13 protein-coding genes and 3 pseudogenes are annotated in these 16,064 nt (G+C 69.7%); 10 read left to right on the top strand and 6 right to left on the bottom strand.

Going from position 1 to position 16,064, the window contains the following annotated elements:
- Nucleotides 1-33: 33 nt before the first annotated feature.
- Nucleotides 34-474, bottom strand: coding sequence for an abortive infection family protein (locus NBW84_RS10390; protein ID WP_250284017.1), 441 nt, complete (start codon nucleotides 472-474; stop codon nucleotides 34-36).
- Nucleotides 475-672: 198 nt separating this feature from the next.
- Nucleotides 673-1,818, bottom strand: coding sequence for an LLM class flavin-dependent oxidoreductase (locus NBW84_RS10395; protein WP_157180541.1), 1,146 nt, complete (start codon nucleotides 1,816-1,818; stop codon nucleotides 673-675).
- A gap of 34 nt (nucleotides 1,819-1,852) precedes the next feature.
- Between NBW84_RS10395 and NBW84_RS10400 the strand changes: the two genes are divergently transcribed.
- The 7 genes and pseudogenes from NBW84_RS10400 (at nucleotide 1,853) to NBW84_RS10430 (ending at nucleotide 10,593) form a co-directional block, all read left to right on the top strand.
- Nucleotides 1,853-4,546, top strand: coding sequence for an AAA family ATPase (locus NBW84_RS10400; RefSeq protein ID WP_235433663.1), 2,694 nt, complete (start codon nucleotides 1,853-1,855; stop codon nucleotides 4,544-4,546).
- 349 nt (nucleotides 4,547-4,895) lie between these two features.
- Nucleotides 4,896-5,099, top strand: a pseudogene (locus NBW84_RS10405) (ATP-binding protein); the annotation flags it as partial.
- Between the two features lie 89 nt (nucleotides 5,100-5,188).
- Nucleotides 5,189-7,582 carry a helix-turn-helix transcriptional regulator gene (locus NBW84_RS10410; RefSeq protein ID WP_250284018.1) on the top strand — a complete coding sequence of 798 codons (2,394 nt, stop codon included), beginning with the start codon at nucleotides 5,189-5,191 and terminating at the stop codon, nucleotides 7,580-7,582.
- A gap of 455 nt (nucleotides 7,583-8,037) precedes the next feature.
- Nucleotides 8,038-8,915 (top strand): annotated as a pseudogene (locus tag NBW84_RS10415) (phosphotransferase family protein).
- Nucleotides 8,916-8,918: 3 nt separating this feature from the next.
- Nucleotides 8,919-9,233, top strand: coding sequence for a hypothetical protein (locus NBW84_RS10420; protein ID WP_250284020.1), 315 nt, complete (start codon nucleotides 8,919-8,921; stop codon nucleotides 9,231-9,233).
- Between the two features lie 2 nt (nucleotides 9,234-9,235).
- Nucleotides 9,236-9,448: a hypothetical protein gene (locus NBW84_RS10425; protein ID WP_250284022.1), complete on the top strand. Its 213-nt coding sequence runs from the start codon at nucleotides 9,236-9,238 to the stop codon at nucleotides 9,446-9,448.
- Nucleotides 9,445-10,593, top strand: coding sequence for a TIGR03857 family LLM class F420-dependent oxidoreductase (locus NBW84_RS10430; RefSeq protein WP_250284024.1), 1,149 nt, complete (start codon nucleotides 9,445-9,447; stop codon nucleotides 10,591-10,593). Before NBW84_RS10425 ends, NBW84_RS10430 begins: the two co-directional genes overlap by 4 nt.
- A 340-nt stretch (nucleotides 10,594-10,933) precedes the next feature.
- Here NBW84_RS10430 and NBW84_RS10435 read toward each other — a convergent pair whose 3' ends face one another.
- On the bottom strand, nucleotides 10,934-11,221 hold the full coding sequence (locus NBW84_RS10435; RefSeq protein WP_250284026.1) for an FtsX-like permease family protein: 288 nt from the start codon (nucleotides 11,219-11,221) through the stop codon (nucleotides 10,934-10,936).
- Nucleotides 11,222-11,672: 451 nt separating this feature from the next.
- On the opposite strand from NBW84_RS10435, the gene NBW84_RS10440 reads away from it, so the two are divergent.
- Complete coding sequence (locus tag NBW84_RS10440) at nucleotides 11,673-12,479, top strand: methylenetetrahydrofolate reductase (RefSeq protein ID WP_250284028.1); 807 nt, start codon at nucleotides 11,673-11,675, stop codon at nucleotides 12,477-12,479.
- A gap of 82 nt (nucleotides 12,480-12,561) precedes the next feature.
- Here the strand turns inward: NBW84_RS10440 and NBW84_RS10445 are convergent, their stop codons facing one another.
- Complete coding sequence (locus NBW84_RS10445) at nucleotides 12,562-12,831, bottom strand: hypothetical protein (RefSeq protein WP_250284029.1); 270 nt, start codon at nucleotides 12,829-12,831, stop codon at nucleotides 12,562-12,564.
- Nucleotides 12,832-12,849: 18 nt separating this feature from the next.
- Here NBW84_RS10445 and drmC point away from each other — a divergent pair, with 18 nt between their 5' ends.
- Nucleotides 12,850-13,407, top strand: a complete 558-nt coding sequence (gene drmC / locus NBW84_RS10450; RefSeq protein ID WP_250284032.1) for a DISARM system phospholipase D-like protein DrmC — start codon at nucleotides 12,850-12,852, stop codon at nucleotides 13,405-13,407.
- A gap of 123 nt (nucleotides 13,408-13,530) precedes the next feature.
- On the opposite strand, the pseudogene NBW84_RS24235 reads toward drmC, so the two are convergent.
- Together NBW84_RS24235 and NBW84_RS10455 are read right to left on the bottom strand one after the other, a co-directional pair.
- A pseudogene (locus tag NBW84_RS24235) lies at nucleotides 13,531-13,716 on the bottom strand (effector-associated constant component EACC1); the annotation flags it as partial.
- Nucleotides 13,717-14,639: 923 nt separating this feature from the next.
- Entirely contained in the window at nucleotides 14,640-14,861 is a 222-nt protein-coding gene (locus NBW84_RS10455) for a hypothetical protein (protein WP_250284034.1), read from the bottom strand.
- 328 nt (nucleotides 14,862-15,189) lie between these two features.
- Here NBW84_RS10455 and NBW84_RS10460 point away from each other — a divergent pair.
- The coding region (locus tag NBW84_RS10460; RefSeq protein WP_250284036.1) for a relaxase domain-containing protein at nucleotides 15,190-16,064 on the top strand (875 nt) is incomplete at its 3' end.

Below are 16,064 nucleotides of genomic sequence, written 5' to 3' on the forward strand. Positions count from 1 at the left end.
AGGATTCCGTGCAGCCGTTGGCGCTAGCGATGATCAGGGGTTCTTGCGCCAGGGGGCGGCGGGGTCGGCGAGGGTGTCGAGGACGAGCTGGCACCAGGTGAGTGCGGCGTTGACCGCAAGGTGGGCGTGGCGGGGGCGCAGGCCGGCGCGGGTGGCGGCCGGGCCATGGCCGGTGCCAGCGCGGTTGCGGAGCTCGGCGACGCCTACTGCGACTCCGGAGACCGCGCCGAGGATCTTCTTCACTGCCTCGCTGCCGTCGGGCCCGGGTGTGACAGCCGAGGGGTGTAGGTCGAGAGCTTGCTGAGCCTGGCGGATGAGCGCGGGGACGTCGTCCTTGTCGTTGACCGGCAGACCGCGTTCGGTCAGGACGACCTTGGCGGTGCTCTCGATGAGTTCCTTGGCGCTGCCGATCGCGAGGGCCGGGTCGTCGATGACCGCTCGTTGGATGCGGTCGAGGTGCTCCCGGATCGCCACCGAGGAAAAACAGGTACCTGGCGCTGGTCGGTGAGGATACCGAACGAGAACGAGAAGTTCTGGGCCATGAACGGAGGCCACGTTATGATCAGGACAATCCAGCTCATGTCGTCGAGGGTATGTGTGATCTCGATCGGGCGTTCGGGCTGGAACGCGGTGGCGGCGAACAGCATGGCGGGCATGAAGAACGTGAAGCAGTCATGCTTTCAGCAGGGTGCAGACGTCGATGTTGCGCTCGAGGCAGGCGCCGGCCTCGTCAAGGCCGAAGACGAACGGCGCGAAGTCGAGGAACCCGACCCAGGTGGCCCCGGCATTGATGTAGGTGAGCCAGTGGTCGGCGACCTGGCGGGCGTTGCCGTGGACGAAACTCCTGCTCTTCATGGCGCGGGAGACCCTGGCCATGACGGCGTCGTTCTCCTCCCTGGTCACCTCGTTGGGCAGCAGGTGCAGCGTGTAGTTGTAGTCGCGTGGACGCGCCAGCTCCACATCTGGCTCCAGCTCCCATTCAGCGTGCGCCATGCGGCCGTAGATCGATGCAAAGGACGTGACGAACTCGCTGTGGTCGATCGCCTTGTCGATCGCGGCCCGGTCCTCGTGGATCAGCGCGATGGCCTCGATGGCGAAGATGAAATCGTCGGGGTCCCGGCCGTACTTCTCCAGCGCGACCTTCATGTCCCTGACGGTCTGTGCGTAGTGCTCGATGTGCGCGAACGCCGCGGGCACGACCGTGAGCCAGCCGTCGGCGTAGCGCGCGGCGATGTCCAGCGCCCTGGGGCCGGCGCCGGCGACGAGCATCCTGGGCCTGTGGGTGCGGGCCCCGCCGATATAGGCGTTCCTGAAGTGCCAGAAGTTGCCCTCGAAGCTGAAGGGTTCGGTCTTCTCCCATAACAGCTGGTAGAGCCGGAAGTGGTCCTCCAGGCGAGCGAGGCCCTCCTTGCGGCTGTAGCCGAAGGGGACCGTGTTCTGCTTCTCTCCCACGCCGACGCACACGACCGAGTTGCCCTGGGACGCGTCCGCGATCGTCATCGCCATGCGCATTATCTCCGCCGGTCCGTTGCGGATGCCGTTCGTCGCTGACACCGAGAGCCCGAGGCTCTCGGTGGCGCCGCCCGCCAGGCCGAGCAGGGTGAACGGGTCGTAGAAGCTGTCGCCGTCGGGCAGGACATTGGCCACGGGGGAGAAACTCTCCCCCCAGGCCACCCGTGGAAGGATCCCGGTCAGGAAGTCCCACGTGAAGACCTGGTCGACTCCGGCCTGCTCGAGACGCTGGGCGTAGGGGATGATGCTCTTGGCGGGCACCCCGCGGACTCCCGGGAACCACACCGCGGTCTGGACGTTCGACACCGTTGTCTCCTTCGTCATTCCAGGGGCGACGCCCATGAGTCCATCGTCAGGGTCTGGGGCGGGCAAGAGTAATCCGCTACTCTCGCTGTGCATGCAGTACGACGCCGTCATGGAGTTACCCTGGCCGTTGACCGGGCGGGCCGCGGAGCTCGACCTCGTCCGGTCGTCCCTGACGTCTCATTCCCCCCGCAGCGTGATGCTCGTGGGGCCAGCGGGAGTCGGCAAGACCCGCCTGGCTCGCGAGGCCCGGCTGCTTGCAAGCAGGGCCGGGCTTTCCAGCGTCTGGGTGACCGCGTCGCACTCGATCGCCCGGACACCCCTCGGGGTGTTCGTACCCCTTCTGCCGGCCCTGGACAGGGAACCCGCTGGCACGGTGCACGACCTGCTCGAACGTTCGGCCCGAGCCCTGGTCAGCCGCGCCCGCGGGCGGGGTGTGGCGCTGTTCGTCGACGACGCGCACATGCTCGACGAAGCCTCGGCGGGTCTGTTGCACCAGCTTGTCGCGAACCACTCGGTTCTCGTCGTGCTCACCGTGCGTGCCGGCGAAGCGGCCCCGGAAGCGGTCACGGCGCTGTGGAAGGACGACCTCGCGCTCCGGTTGGAGCTCTCGCGACTGGACACCAGAGCCATCGACGCGTTGCTCACCGCGGTGCTCGGCCACCAGGTCGACCGCGCTGCCGTCGTCGAGCTCGCCGCGCGCTCCGGCGGCAACGTGCTGTATCTGCGCGAGCTGACCCTGGGCGCACTGGCGGACCGCACCCTGGTCAGGGACGTCGGGGTGTGGCGCCTGAAGGCCCCGCTGGCCCCCTCCGGGCGCATCATGGAACTGGTCGACACACGGCTGCGTGGCCTCGACGACGCGTCGATCGCCCTGCTCGAACTGGCCGCCTACGCGGAGCCCCTCGGCGGCGCCGAGGTGGCGGAGCTCGCCGACCCCGAGCTGATCGACGCGCTGCAGCGACAGGGCCTGCTGGCCAGCGGGTTCGAAGGTCAACGCCTGCAGGTGCGGCTCGCCCACCCGCTCTACGGGGAGGTCCTGCGAGCGCGCACGTCCGCGGTGCGGGTGTCGGCGATGAGCCGGGCGCTGGCAGACAGCGTCGAGCGCACCGGTGCCCGTCGCAAGGGCGATGCACTGCGGATGGGTATCTGGCGCCTTGATGGCGGCGGCGGTCAGCCCGCGCTGATGCTGCGCGCCGCCCGCGACGCACGATGGCACTATGACTTCGCCCTGGCGGAGAGACTGGCGCGCGCCGCTGGGCATGCCGGAGCGGGGTTCGACGCCTGGCTTCTCGCGGGACAGACGCTGGCGCTGCAGGGCCGGCCCCTCGACGCGGAGCGGGAGCTCGCCAGCCTCACCTGTCAGACCCGCGACGACCGCGATCGGGTGCGACTTGCCATCGCCCACATCGACTGTCTGTGGTTCTACCTCGGTCGCATGGACGATGGCCTTCGCGTGGCCCAACTGGCCGAAGCCTCGATCACCGAACAGTCCCTGCGAGACGAGGTGTCGGCCCGACGCGCCGGTCTGCTCCTTGGCAGCCAGGGGCCGGGTGCGGCCGCTGAGGTGGCGGTACCCATGCTCGCCGCCGCCAAAGGGCCGTCACTGGTCTGGTTGGGCCTCGTGGCGTCCTATGGCCTCGGGCGGCTGGGCCGCATCGAAGAGGCCCTCGACGCGGCCGACCGCGGCTACGACGCCGGCATCGTGCTGAGCGAACCGGACGACTGGTACCCCTGGTTCAACCTCTACGCCCGTTGCGAAGCCCTCGCGCACGCGGGCCGCTTCACCGAGGCCGAGGCGCTCGCCAGGCAGGAGCATCAGCGCGGGCTGGAGGAGGGCAGCAGCGAAGCGCGCGCGTGGTTCCTGTGGCACATGTGCCGCACCGCCAGGGACACGGGCAACGTGCAGTCGGCGGGCCGCGACGCCCGGGAAGCCATCGTGCTGCTCCGCCGACTCGGGCGCCTGGGTTTCCAGCACAGTCTCCTCTCCCTGCTCGCCCAGTCCCAGGCACTGTCCGGGGATCATCAGGGCGCACGCGCGACCCTGGCGAGAATCGACGAGCTGGGTGTCCAGCAACCCCGCTGGAGCTGGACGGAGTTCATCAGCGCGCATGCCTGGACCGCCGTCGCCGAGGGCCGGCTGTCCGTCGCGAGAGAGACGTTCGAACGTGCCGCGGAAGCCGGCGAACGTGTCGGCGACCGCACCGGAGCCTGCGCCGCCCTGCACGACATCGCACGCATCGGTGCGCCCCATGCCGTCGTCGACCGGCTCGTTGCTGTGGCTGCCACCGTGGAGGGCGAACTCACGGGCGCGCGCGTCGCGCACGTCCTCGCCCTGGCCGAGGCAGACCCACCAGGGCTTGCCGAGGTCTCGGACAGGTTCGAGGCCATGGGTGTGTTCCTGCTCGCCGCCGAGGCCGCGGCCGACGCCGCCGTGGCGTGGCGCAGGCTCGGCAAGCCCAGGAAGGCCGACGCCGAGCTGCACCGCGCAGCGATCCGGCTGAGCCGCTGCGAGGGAGCGAGAACTCCTGCCCTGGCCCCGATCAGCGTACGTTCACAGCTCACCCCAGCCGAGCGCGAGACCGCTCTCCTCGCCGCGAACGGGCTCACCAGCAAGGAGATCGCTGAGCAGCTTCGCATCTCCGCCCGGACCGTCGACAACCGGCTCCAACGCATCTTCCGGAAACTTGGCATCTCACGACGGGCGGAGCTGGCCGCTCTGATGCGGTAGGACCAGCGAAGCCTCACTCTGGATCCACCTGTGCCCTCATGTCATGTTCTCGGCCGTGAGCCGTGAGCCGTGAGCCGTGAGCCGTGCGGTGAAGGTCGCGATCTCTGCGCGGACCGATGGTCGTTCAGCCCGGTGCGGGTAGGTCCGTTTCCGTGTGATCAGGCGGTGGTGCCACCGTAGGACGATGCCGGGGTGACCGGATCGCCTTTGCGCTGACACGTAGCGCAGAAGCCCTGGTCAGGGCCTACGGACGAGATCCGGGCACGGACAGGATTCCAGGATCCCGCGGGCGGACGTGAGAACATCGTCGCCGGAGGAGTCTCACGCAACGAGGCAGGGGATGGATCCGATGCATCGTGAACAGCGGGCGGTCGCCGACCGATTATCGCCCGCGCCGGCCGATCTGCCCCCGGCCGCCTGGCCCCTGATCGGCCGGGACACCGAACTCGACGCGCTGACCCACGCCCTCACCGGTGCGGCCCCGCACAGCGTCATCATCGTCGGCCCCGCCGGCGTCGGTAAGACTCGCCTGGCCCGCGAGGCAATGCTGATCGCCGCTGCGGCCGGCCACGAGGCGCGCTGGGTGACGGCGACGCGCTCCGTGGGCGGGCTCCGTTCGGGGCCTTCGCACCCCTGTTGGCCGTGCCCGAGCCAAGGGACGGGCTCGGGCCGGCGGACTCGTTCGAGGGACTGCTGCGGCGGACGGCGTACGCCCTCGTCAACCATGGCGGCGTGGGCCGCCTGCTGCTGTTCGTCGACGACGCGCAGTTGCTCGACGAGGCGTCGGCGGGCCTGATCCAGCAGCTCGTGTCGGCGGACGCCGTGCTGGTGGTTGCCACGGTCCGGACGGAAGAGCCGACGCCCGCGGCGGTGACCTCGCTGTGGAAGGACGACCTTGCGATCCGGCTCCGCCTGAGCGATCTGGCCGACAGCGTCATCGACGACCTGTTGACAGTGGTCCTGGGGGATCAGGTCGACCGTGCCACCGTCGCCGAGATGACCGCTCGTTGCCAGGGCAACGTGCTGTTTCTCCGGGAGCTCGTGCGCGGCGCGCTGGCGGACGGCACCCTGGTCCGCCACGGTGGGGTGTGGCGGATGACCGGAGCGCCGGCGCCCTCGGACCGGATCGTCGAGTTCGTTGGCGCCCGCCTGGCCGGGCTCTCCCCCGATGCTCGAGCGCTGCTGGAGCTGACGGCCTACGGCGAACCTCTCGGGGGCGCGGAGCTCGACGCGCTGGGCGACGAGCGCCTGGTCGAGAAGCTGGAGCGAGAGGGTCTGCTTGTCAGCGCGTTCGACAGCCGCCGTCTGCAGATTCGTCTTGGCCATCCCATCTACGCAGACGTGCTGCGTGCGCAGACATCGGCCGTGCGGGTCGGCGCGATGGCCCGCGCCCTTGCCACCATCGTCGAGCGGACCGGCTGCCGCCGACGCGACGACCTCCTGCGGATCGGGCTCTGGCGCCTCGATGGCGGCGGTGGACAACCCGATGTGCTACTCGAGGCCGCGCGCGCGGCTCGGTGGCACTACGACTTCCCGCTCGCCGAGCGTCTGGCACGTGCCGCCGTCGAGGCGGGGACCGGCTTCGACGGCCGGTTGCTCGCGGCCCAGACGGCCGCCCTGCAGGGACGGGGGGAGGCGGCCGAGCAGGATCTCGCGGAGCTCGCAGGCTGCGTGGCGAACGACGAGGAGCGTGCGCGCGCGGCGATCGCCCGGATCGACGTCCTGTGGCTCTCGCTCGGCCGGATGCAGGACGGACTGCGCATCGCCGAGGATGCGGAGGCCACCATCGCCGACGTCGGCCTGCGGACGGAGGTCTCGAGTCACCGCGCAGGGCTGGTGCTGGGGAGTGAGGGTCCACGGGCCGCGGTGCGCGTCCTGGAGCCGCTGCTGGCCGAGGCGCGGGGACGGTCGCTCGTGTGGATGGGCGTCGTGGGCGCGTTCAGCCTCGGGCGCCTCGGCCGATTACGCGAGGGTCTGGACCTGGCGGACCGTGCGTATGCGGCCGGTGTCACCCTGACGGAACCTGACGACTGGTACCCGTGGTTCAACCTCCATGGCCGCTGCGAGCTCCTCGTGCAGGCGGGCCGGTTCGCGGATGCCGAGCGGCTGGCTCGCGAGCAGCACCAACGCGGCCTTGACGAGGGCAGTAGCGAGGCGCGGGCCTGGTTCCTCTGGAACTTGTCGCGTACCGTCCGCGATCGCGGCAACGTCCGGACCGCGACCCGCGACGCCCGGGAGGCGGCAACCCTGCTGCATCGGCTCGGGCGGCTGGGGGTCCAGCACACGCTGCTCTCACTCCTGGCCCAGGCACAGGCGCTCGCGGGTGACGCCGCCGCGGCGCGGCGCTCCCTCGCGGCCATCGACGCCCTCGGGATCGAGCAGCCACGGTGGAGCTGGACCGACCACCTCGCGGCCCAAGCGTGGACGGCCGTGGCCGAGGGGCGGATCACTCAGGGCCGCGATCTGCTCGCCCGCGCGACCCAGGTGGGCGAGCAGATCGGCGACCGTACCGGCGCAGCAGCCGCGCTCCACGACATCGGCAGGCTCGGGACGCCGCGCCGGGTCGTGGACCACCTTGTTGCTCTCGCCCGAGAGCTGGAAGGCGACCTTGTCGCGGCGCGGGCCGCGCACGTCGTCGCCCTCGCCGAGGAGGATCCACGCGCGCTCGACGCGGTCGCCACGACCTTTGAACACCTCGACGCCGAGCTGCTGGCCGCCGAGGCCGCCGCCGACGCTGCGGTCGCCTGGCGCCGGGCAGGCGACGTCCACCGCGCGGATGCCGGGCTGCACCGAGCGGCAGCGCTCGCGGCGCGCTGCAAGGGCGCCGTCACCCCGGCACTCGCGCCGATCGAGTCGCGGGTGCAGCTGACCGACGCCGAGCGTGAGACCGCGCTGCTGGCCGCGGCGGGACACACCGACCGCGACATCGCGGCCGAGTTGCAGCTGTCCGTGCGGACTGTCGGCAACCGTCTGCAGCGCATATACCACAAGCTCGGCGTGTCCCGGCGGACCGACCTGGCGCGCTTTCTCCGCTGACCGCGCCGACGGGCAACACGCCGCGCGCATCGTCCCGCGTTCGTTCGTGGACGCCTGCTCGTCTGCGCCCAGACAGAGTATGTTCCTACTCTGTTGCGTCCGACATGGCCGGTGTTAGCTTCCCGGCCATGGTCACCACGGAACACGCGCTCACAAGCGCTTCGGAGGGTGTGGAGCGGCGCATCGAGGAGCTGCGTCGACGTCATCCCGTCGAACCGGCCGTCGATGAGGTCCTCAGCACGAAGCTGCGACGTCGGGGGCACGACGTGCACACCGCCCGCAGCGTGGAGGACATCAGCGAGCGCCTCCACGCCTTTCTTGCCCACCGGCTGGACGGCCCCTTCACCATCAGCGGCCTTGCCCGACTGCCGGGCGGCGCGTCGAAGGAGCAGTTCGGCTTCGACCTCGAGTGGACGGAGAACGGCGAACCGCGCCGCGACCGGATGGTGCTGCGGATGAACCCGCCTGCGTCCGTCGTGGAGACGCACCGCGTTCGCGAGTTCCAGCTCCTGCGGGCTTTGGAGGGCGTCCTGCCCGTGCCGCGCGCCTACTGGGTGACCCAGGACCACGCCGAGCTGGGCGAGCCCGCGATGGTCTGCGGCTTCGCCCGTGGTGTCGCCGCGCCGACAAAGGGTGAGCGCAGGGCGTCCGGGCTCGGCACGGTCTACGGGCCGAAGCTGCGGGCCAAGCTCGCCCCCCAGTTCGTCGCCCACCTGGCCACGCTGCACGCCCTGGATCCGTCGACCGTCGCTCTGGACGCATTCGGGGTGCCGGCGGCCGGCACGATGCAGGGGTCGACTGGCGGCTCGGGATGTGGGACAGGGTGTGGGAGGAGGACTCCTTCGAGCCGCACCCGACGGTCACGCTGACCCGCCAGTGGTTGTGGGACAACCGCCCGCCGATCGACCGGATCTCGATTGTGCACGGCGACTACCGCAACGGGAACTTCCTGTTCGACGAGGACACGGGCGAGATCACGGCGATCCTCGACTGGGAACTCAGCCACCTCGGCGATCGGCACCACGACTTGGCGTACGCGATGCTCGGCGGCTGGGGCCACCTGGATGACGAAGGCCGTTTTCTCTGTAGCGGCCTTGTCGACACGGAGACCTTTATCGCGGAGTACGAACGCATCTCGGGCCTCTCCGTGGATCCGGAACGGCTGCGCTACTATACCGTGCTGAACATGCACTGGGTGGTGGTAGCCACCAGCGCATCAGGTATCCGGATCACCGAGGACCGCATGACGCACCTCGACGTGATGATGAATTTCCTCAGCGGCCTCGGTGCGTCGTCCATGGCCGAGCTCAACCGTGTTCTCGAAGGAGCCTGAACCATGGTCCCTACCATCTCACAGCAGTTACGGGGCATCCGTTCGGCCATGGTCAAGTCGATTGTTCCGGCGCTGCCCGCCGACGACAGTTTCGTCCAGGAGCAGGCCGGTCTTGTCCTGGCGACCCTGGAGTGGGTGCTCGACGTCCAGGAGTCCGAGACCCTCTACGAGGCGACCGAACGCGATGAGTACCGCGAACTGCTCGACCGTCTCTCGGCCCTGTCGTCCGTCCCACCACCGACGCGCACGCCGTCCCGGCCCCCGACCCCTCGGCGATCCCCGACCTCGCGCTCCTGCGGGCGGAGGCCCAGGCGCTGAAGGTGGCGGTCGACGCCCGTGTCACGGCGATCGCCGCCGACGGCAGCGCTGAGGACCGCGCCGCGGCTCGCGAGCTGCTGGTGGGCGTCGCCGCCCGCCAGAGCGCGCGCGAGCAGGCGTGGTTCCGGATGACCGGGTTTCCGAGCGAGGTCCCCGGCGACATCCGCTCCGTGCTGACCGGGAACGCCACGACGCCGGTGCGGGACGCGGAGTGAGCGGGCACACGCGAGAGAGGATCGCGCGAGAGAAGACAAGGAGCGGCGAGATCACCCCGGAGCACGGCACGGCGGGCGGCGGCTTACCGGAGCCGATCGACGAGCTCGGGATCTACCTGCTACCGGGCCGGGTGAAGGACCCGGCCCGGGCGATCACGGAGGCGATCGACGCGGAGCGCCTCGGCCTCACCTCGGCGTGGATCGCCGAGCGGCTGGACATGAAGGAACTCGGAGTGCTCTGCGGCGCGGTCGCCGCGAGCACGCAGCGGATCCGCCTGGGCATGGGCTCGATCGCCGCGGGGAGCAGACATCCGCTGATGACCGCCGCCGCGGGTTCCACGATGCAGGAGACGTTCGGTGACCGGCTGCTGCTCGGGCTTGCCCGCGGCCTCGGATCGGTCCTCGGCGACCATGGCATGCCTGTTCCGAAAATGGCCGCGTTCGAGGACTACGCGTCGATCCTGCTGCGCCTGTGGGACGGCGAGACCATCGACTACGACGGTCCGCTGGGACGGTTCCCGAACCTGCGCATGGTTGATCCACCGACGGCACCCCGGCCGCGGCTCCTCCTGAGCGCGTGGTCCCCCCTGCCGAAGGCGACGGCGCTCGCGGCCCGGTTGTTCGACGGCGTCTTCCTTGGCTCGGAGCTGACAGTCGAGGCCGTCGCCGCTGTGTCACGGCGCCTGGACGAGGCGTGTGAGCGGATCGGGCGTGACCCGCGGTCACTGAAGCTCTACGCGATCGTCATCACCGCTCCCGATCTGTCGCCGGAGGAAGAGCTGGCAGTCGTCAACGCACGGATGATTACTCACCTGGACTTCGGCGGGGTCGGCGAACTCATCATGCGTGAGAACGGGTGGGATCCCGAGCCGTTGCGCCGTTTGCTCCGGCAGGAGAAGTTGGAGGGCGGCGGCACGGCCGATCAGAAATTCCACCGGAGCGAACTGCTGGAGCTCGGTACGCAGCTACCGCGGGAGTGGGTGGAGACCGGCTGCGTCGTCGGGTCCGCCGCGCACTGCGCGGCGCGCCTGCGGGAGTACCTCGACGCCGGGGTGGACCACATCGTGCTGCACGGCAGCGGACCGAAACAGCTTGAGGGCCTCGTACGGGCGTGGCGCGGGACGTCCGCATCCGGGACTCCGTAACAGAACTTGTTCGTTCTGCCGGAGCACCGGCACGGTTACCTCTACCGACCGCGAGGGGACGATCAGCGCCGGTGATCCTGCCGGGTGCGGGATGTTGCCGCCGAGGCTGTCAGGGACGGTTCGTCTGACACCGAGTTTGAATTTATGGTCGTCATCCATGGTCGTTGTTTTCGAGGGTGAGCTGTGGATATGGGATGCCCGGCGTGTCGACAGCTGGACGTTCGTCAGGGCGGTCTCAACCGGTCAGTGCACCACCCGCATCGTGCTGGGATCCACAGGGTCCGGCATGAGGCGGACACCCGGATGATGCACTGACCGGTGGAGACCACCCCGTGTCGCGTCAGCCGCTGCGCGCGTCTTCCGGGCCGGTGATCCGTTTGAGCAGTGGCAGGGCCGAGGCGATGATTCCCAGCGCCGTGATCAGCCCGAGGGCGACGAGCAGGTAGTACGCCGTGCCTGGTGAGGTCAGGTTGTAGGTCGTCTGGGATTTCAGGAACATGGCCGCCGCGGCGAAGCCTGTTCCGATCGAGGGGGCAGCTCCTGCCAGCAGCGGCAGCGCACTTTCCAGACCGATGACTCGCTGCACGCGAGCCCGCGGCCGCGTCGGCGGACGCCCGACCGTCGCCACCCCAAGATCATCAGTGCCGCCCGCGACCTACTCCCCAACTCCGAAGCCAGCGTCACCTCGATCGCGAAGCTGTTCGGCGGCAGCCCCAGCACCCTCTACAACCACATCCCCGACCTGCGTGAGCTACGCGCCGCCGGCCGGGGCCGCCACGCACTCACCGCCGCCCCGCCGGCACCCAGCTAGATCATCGCCGTTTGCGGCTGGTGACACGTTTCTTACCGGCACGAAGTCCGCAAGTTCAGCCTGACTGAAGGTTCTTCGCATCGAACCCACGGCTTTTCTGGTGATCAGGTTCGAGGTTGTGGCGGGTTCTGTCCGGTCTTCGTGGATCTGCTCCGCGGGGCCGGTTCAGGTCGGTCGGCTGGCCCAGAAGAGAGCGTGGCCGTTGTCGCCCTCGGGGACGTGCGGTGTGGCTGTGGTCTGTGGATCGTGGCGTCCCTATCCTGTCCGGATGCAGGAATCCACGGCGGGTCACGAACGTCCGGTGCGGGGCTTCGAGCTGATCTGCGAGATCGAGCCGCCGACCCGGCCGGACCTGACCCATGCCCGCCACCAGATCGGCGTCCTGAGCCCCGTCACCGACGCGTTCCTGATCCCCGACAACCACATCGGACGCGCGACGGTGTCGAGCATCGCCGTCGCCCACGAGGTGCAGACGATGGGGGGACGCAGCATCGCCTGCGTGAACTCCCGTGACCGTAACCTGCTCGGCTTCCGCCGCGACCTGCTCACCGCCGCGGCCTACGGCGTCGAGGAATTCCTGTTCGTCCACGGCGACAAACCCACCGCCGGGAACCGGACGAGCGACCTGACCGTGCGCGCGATGATGGACGAGGCCCGCGCGGCCAGCGAGGATCCGGTCTTCGCGGACATGCCGGCGTTCCGGGTCGGCGCCGCGGCCGGCCTACGTCCACTGCCCACATGGAAACGAGCGGCCGACTTCCTGTTCGTACAGGTCAGCTACTCGGTGGACGCCCTGCTGCGCTGGCGCGACGCCCATCCGGTCGAACTGCCGATCTACGCCGGCGTCATGGTCCTCGCGAGCGCCGGGATGGCCCGCCGCCTCGCCGCGACCATCCCCGACATCGACATCCCCGACGACCTCGTCCAAGCAGTCGAACGGAACCAGGCGGCCGGGGTCGAAGCGGCCTGCGACCAGGTGCTACGGCTACGCGACAGCGGCGCCTTCGCCGGTGTGCACCTCGTCCCGGTTAGCCGCTACCGCCAGGTCGCCACCCGACTTGAGGACCTTCTCTAACCGCCCGGGCCGTTTCTCGCAGCCCACCGGCGCCGACCGCGCCGCCGCACTGCTGACCCCGGCCGCTGAGTGACGCCTCACGCTAATTCCTGTTACGGTCCTCGACCCCCTGGTCGTCGAGGAGGTTCTGGGCGATGGCGGCGTATCTGCTGGCTGTGGAGTGCGACAGGTTGAAGACGAGGGCCAGGTGCAGGGGGTCAGGGCCGACGGTCAGGGCCTCGTGGAGCACACGGTCGGCGCGGATGCGGTCGAGATATATGCCGCGGCGGAGCAGGTGCTCGCTGAGGTAGCGGGGGCTGATTGGGCCAGTGCCCAGGGCGGTCCTCTCGTTGATCAGGACGGCCAGGACCACATCCGGACATCCGTCGCGGTGCTGCGAGCGATCGCTGGAGCGCGCTCCGTCCGTACCACCATCACCCCCGTATGGACCATGCCCGGCTCGCATGCCTCCCACGGGCGCCTCACCAGCGAGGTCCTGCGGCTCATCGACGCCGCACGGATATCAGTGACCTGCTCCAGCTACAACTTCACCCCCCGCTCCCGCATGTGGGAAGCACTCAGGGCAGCATCGGCCCGGCCACAGATGACGGTCACCGTCTACGTCGACGCTGCCGCGGGAACACCGCAACAGATCGCCGATCATTTGCCCGCCGCCGTTGTCTTCCAGACCACCACCCCGGCCGGCGCGACCCGCCCCCTGGTCAGCCACGCAAAAATGATCATAATCGATCATGTCATCATGCTGACGACCAGCGCGAACTTCTCCTACAACGCCGAGAACACCAACATCGAACTCGGGCTACTCGTCCACGACACCGCCATAGCCTCGTCCGTCGAATCCACCATGCGAGCCCAACACGGCGTTCTCTACGAGAGAGTCGTCCCCACTGGAACCGGCCGGACAGGGAGCTGGCGCGGTGACGGGTAACCGCCCCGTTTCCAGCTCCCCATCCGACCAGTCACCCCGGTCGCCCGGTCGTTCCCCAACGTCGGCCTGCGCCCCGGATGGCGCCTGCGAGTCCGCCAGCCCGCGAACGACGTCCGCGATCTGGCGTCGGAGTCCTTCCGCGTCCAGGTTCCGCACGTTGGTCGCGTTCAGATCAATCGCTGGACCGTCCGGCCCCGACGTCACGGTCACCGTCACGTCCCCGACACGGGTCCGAAGCCAGGTGACGACCACCGTGGCACACCCGGTTCCGGCAGCGCCGAGCAACGCCAGGATCGACGGCCAATCCACAACCTCGCCCCAAGCCGCACCGCGGTGGCTCCCCGATCGTCACCTGGTGCCGCTCGACCGGCACGTAAGACACGTCCGCTGCTGGATCGGGGCCGGCAGCGAAAGACTCTCGCTGCTCTGCCCCGAGTGTGCCGCCCCGGACGGAGCTGCCAGTATCCCCTGGCTGGTCGTGCCGTTCCGAGGCGAGGTCAAACCTCCAGAGAGCCTCGGCAGAGCCGTCCCCATCGACACCTGGGTACGACAATCCCCCCGTTTTTTCCTGCGTTTATTAAACGGCCGAAGTGCAGGGACCGTCAATGGCTACACACCGATACTGACAGCTAACGATCCGCGATCGTTATGATCGTGGCAGTAAATCGATCAGCCGGTGCCGCCGTCCCTTCGCGTGCGACATACGACGCGGGGAAACCGGATCCGCTGCGACCGCGGACTCCGATGAGACACGGCGGCCGGCAGCGGATGATCCGATCGACGTCAGCATCTCCACACGTGCGCCGGCGCCCACCTGCGACCGTGGAGCCGTCCAGCGACAACACTTCAGATCTTGAAACATCCCATGAACCCCGCCAAAGGCAGCTCGCGAATATTCGAACGAAAACGCTCCTCGACGGTGTCGCGCTGTGCGCGACACCGTCATATGTCCCTTACGGATTTCGTGCCACCCGGTGCCGTTTGATACACCCCGGTTTCGCCGTCCGGGAACTACGCGATGACGTGTCATCGCAGCCCACAGTGGATGTATTCGCGGATCGGGCACGCCACTCGGACGGCGTGTTCCACCGGTTCTGACCGGAGAAACCGGTCCCGTCTCCGCGCACCCGTGCTACCGACCACCGGGAAACCGCACGACTCACCACCAGATCATGATCGACTGGTCTGTGACCGGGCGGGGCTGGGACGGACGTGCCGCGCGGTCCTCGGAGTCAGCGGGCCTGGCCGGGCAGGGACGTCCAGCGGTCCGGGTTGGGGCCGCCGAGCCAGCGGTCGATGTCCGCGCGCCACCACACCCGGGTGCCGCCCCAGGTCCGGGTGCGATTGACCGTCGCGGCCGGCGCGGGGGCGACGGGATCGATCCGCAGTCGGCGGTCGACGGCCTGCCGGGTCAGGCCGAGGACGACGGCGATGTCGGAGGACCCCACGAACACCGGCGGCTCATCCACGGGACCCGACGATAACCGGCCCGCTCCCAGGCCCGCTCTGGATCCGGGAGGGCGACACCCCGCCGGCATGGGCAGACCACGCCCATGCCGGCACGGCCGCCGACCAGCCGCGATGACAGCCGCGATGAGCGCGGCGATGACATGTCATCGCCGATGCGACCGGTTCTGTTTCCGATGCCGGTTCCGGTTCGACCGGTCTGATTCACCCAGCGAGGGACGCGGGCTTTCGCGTGTCGACGTGCCACCGGATTCCGGGCCGGAGCACGGTGCCGTATGCGCGGAATGAGATGTCCATGATGACGGATGACGAACAGTGATTGCCACGGTGAAGGTGCTGGGGTTACGGGCCCGGGACTTTACCGATGTTGCCGCGGCGGCCCGGCGGGTCGTCGACTACGTCCACGGCACCCCGACCGCATCCGAAACCGTCCGCCACGGCCCTGCGGGCTACTACAGCGCCGGGACGGCTCGCGGGCGGGCGCGGGGTTCCGGCGCGGATCTGCTCGGGCTGCGCGGCCAGGTCGATCCGGTGCACCTACAGCGGCTGCTGTGCGGGCTGCACGCCCGCACCGGACTGCCGGTGCTGCCCGCGGCCGGGTCGGCCGGTCGGGCCACCCTCGGTACCCCGTCGGCCATCGGCACCCCGTCGACGGCGGGGCAGGGGCAGGATGATGTCCTGACCTTGCGGGAGGCGGCGGCGATCCTCGGGGTCGGAGCGTCCTATCTGCGGCGGCTCGCGCAGCGCACCGCCGCGCGCGGCACCGGCAGGCGATCCGACGGCCCGGCCGGCGGGCCGTCCGCGCCGGGCGGCGCGGCGGACACGGACCCGGCGGCCAGCACCGGCGGGGAGCGGCTGGTGGCGGTCAAGGAACCGGGGTCGGGACGGTGGCTGCTCTCCCGGGCCGAGGTGGAACGGTTCGCCGCCGCCCGGGAACCCCCGACGGTGGTGATCGGGTTCGATGTGACCTGCGCGGTCCCGAAAAGCATCAGCCTGCTGTGGGCGTTCGGTGACGACGCGCTGCGCGCGGACATCGCCGCCGCTCTCGACGCCGGGGTGGACACGGTCCTCCGCTACCTGGAGCGGCACGCCACCGTCGGCACGGTCGACGGGACCAACCGGCCCGGCCTGGGCCTGGCCGCCGCCTCCTACCGGCATGAGGTGGCCCGCAGCGACGAGGCCCACCTGCA

This window comes from Protofrankia sp. CiP1_Cm_nod2 (assembly GCF_920664355.1).
Lineage (GTDB): Bacteria > Actinomycetota > Actinomycetes > Frankiales > Frankiaceae > Protofrankia.

What these genes read in the sequence shown, in the direction of transcription:
- NBW84_RS10400 (WP_235433663.1), top strand. Translation starts at nt 1,853, where the DNA reads ATGAGTCCATCGTCAGGGTCTGGGGCGGGCAAGAGTAATCCGCTACTC.
- NBW84_RS10420 (WP_250284020.1), top strand. Translation starts at nt 8,919, where the DNA reads ATGGTCCCTACCATCTCACAGCAGTTACGGGGCATCCGTTCGGCCATG.
- NBW84_RS10440 (WP_250284028.1), top strand. Translation starts at nt 11,673, where the DNA reads ATGCAGGAATCCACGGCGGGTCACGAACGTCCGGTGCGGGGCTTCGAG.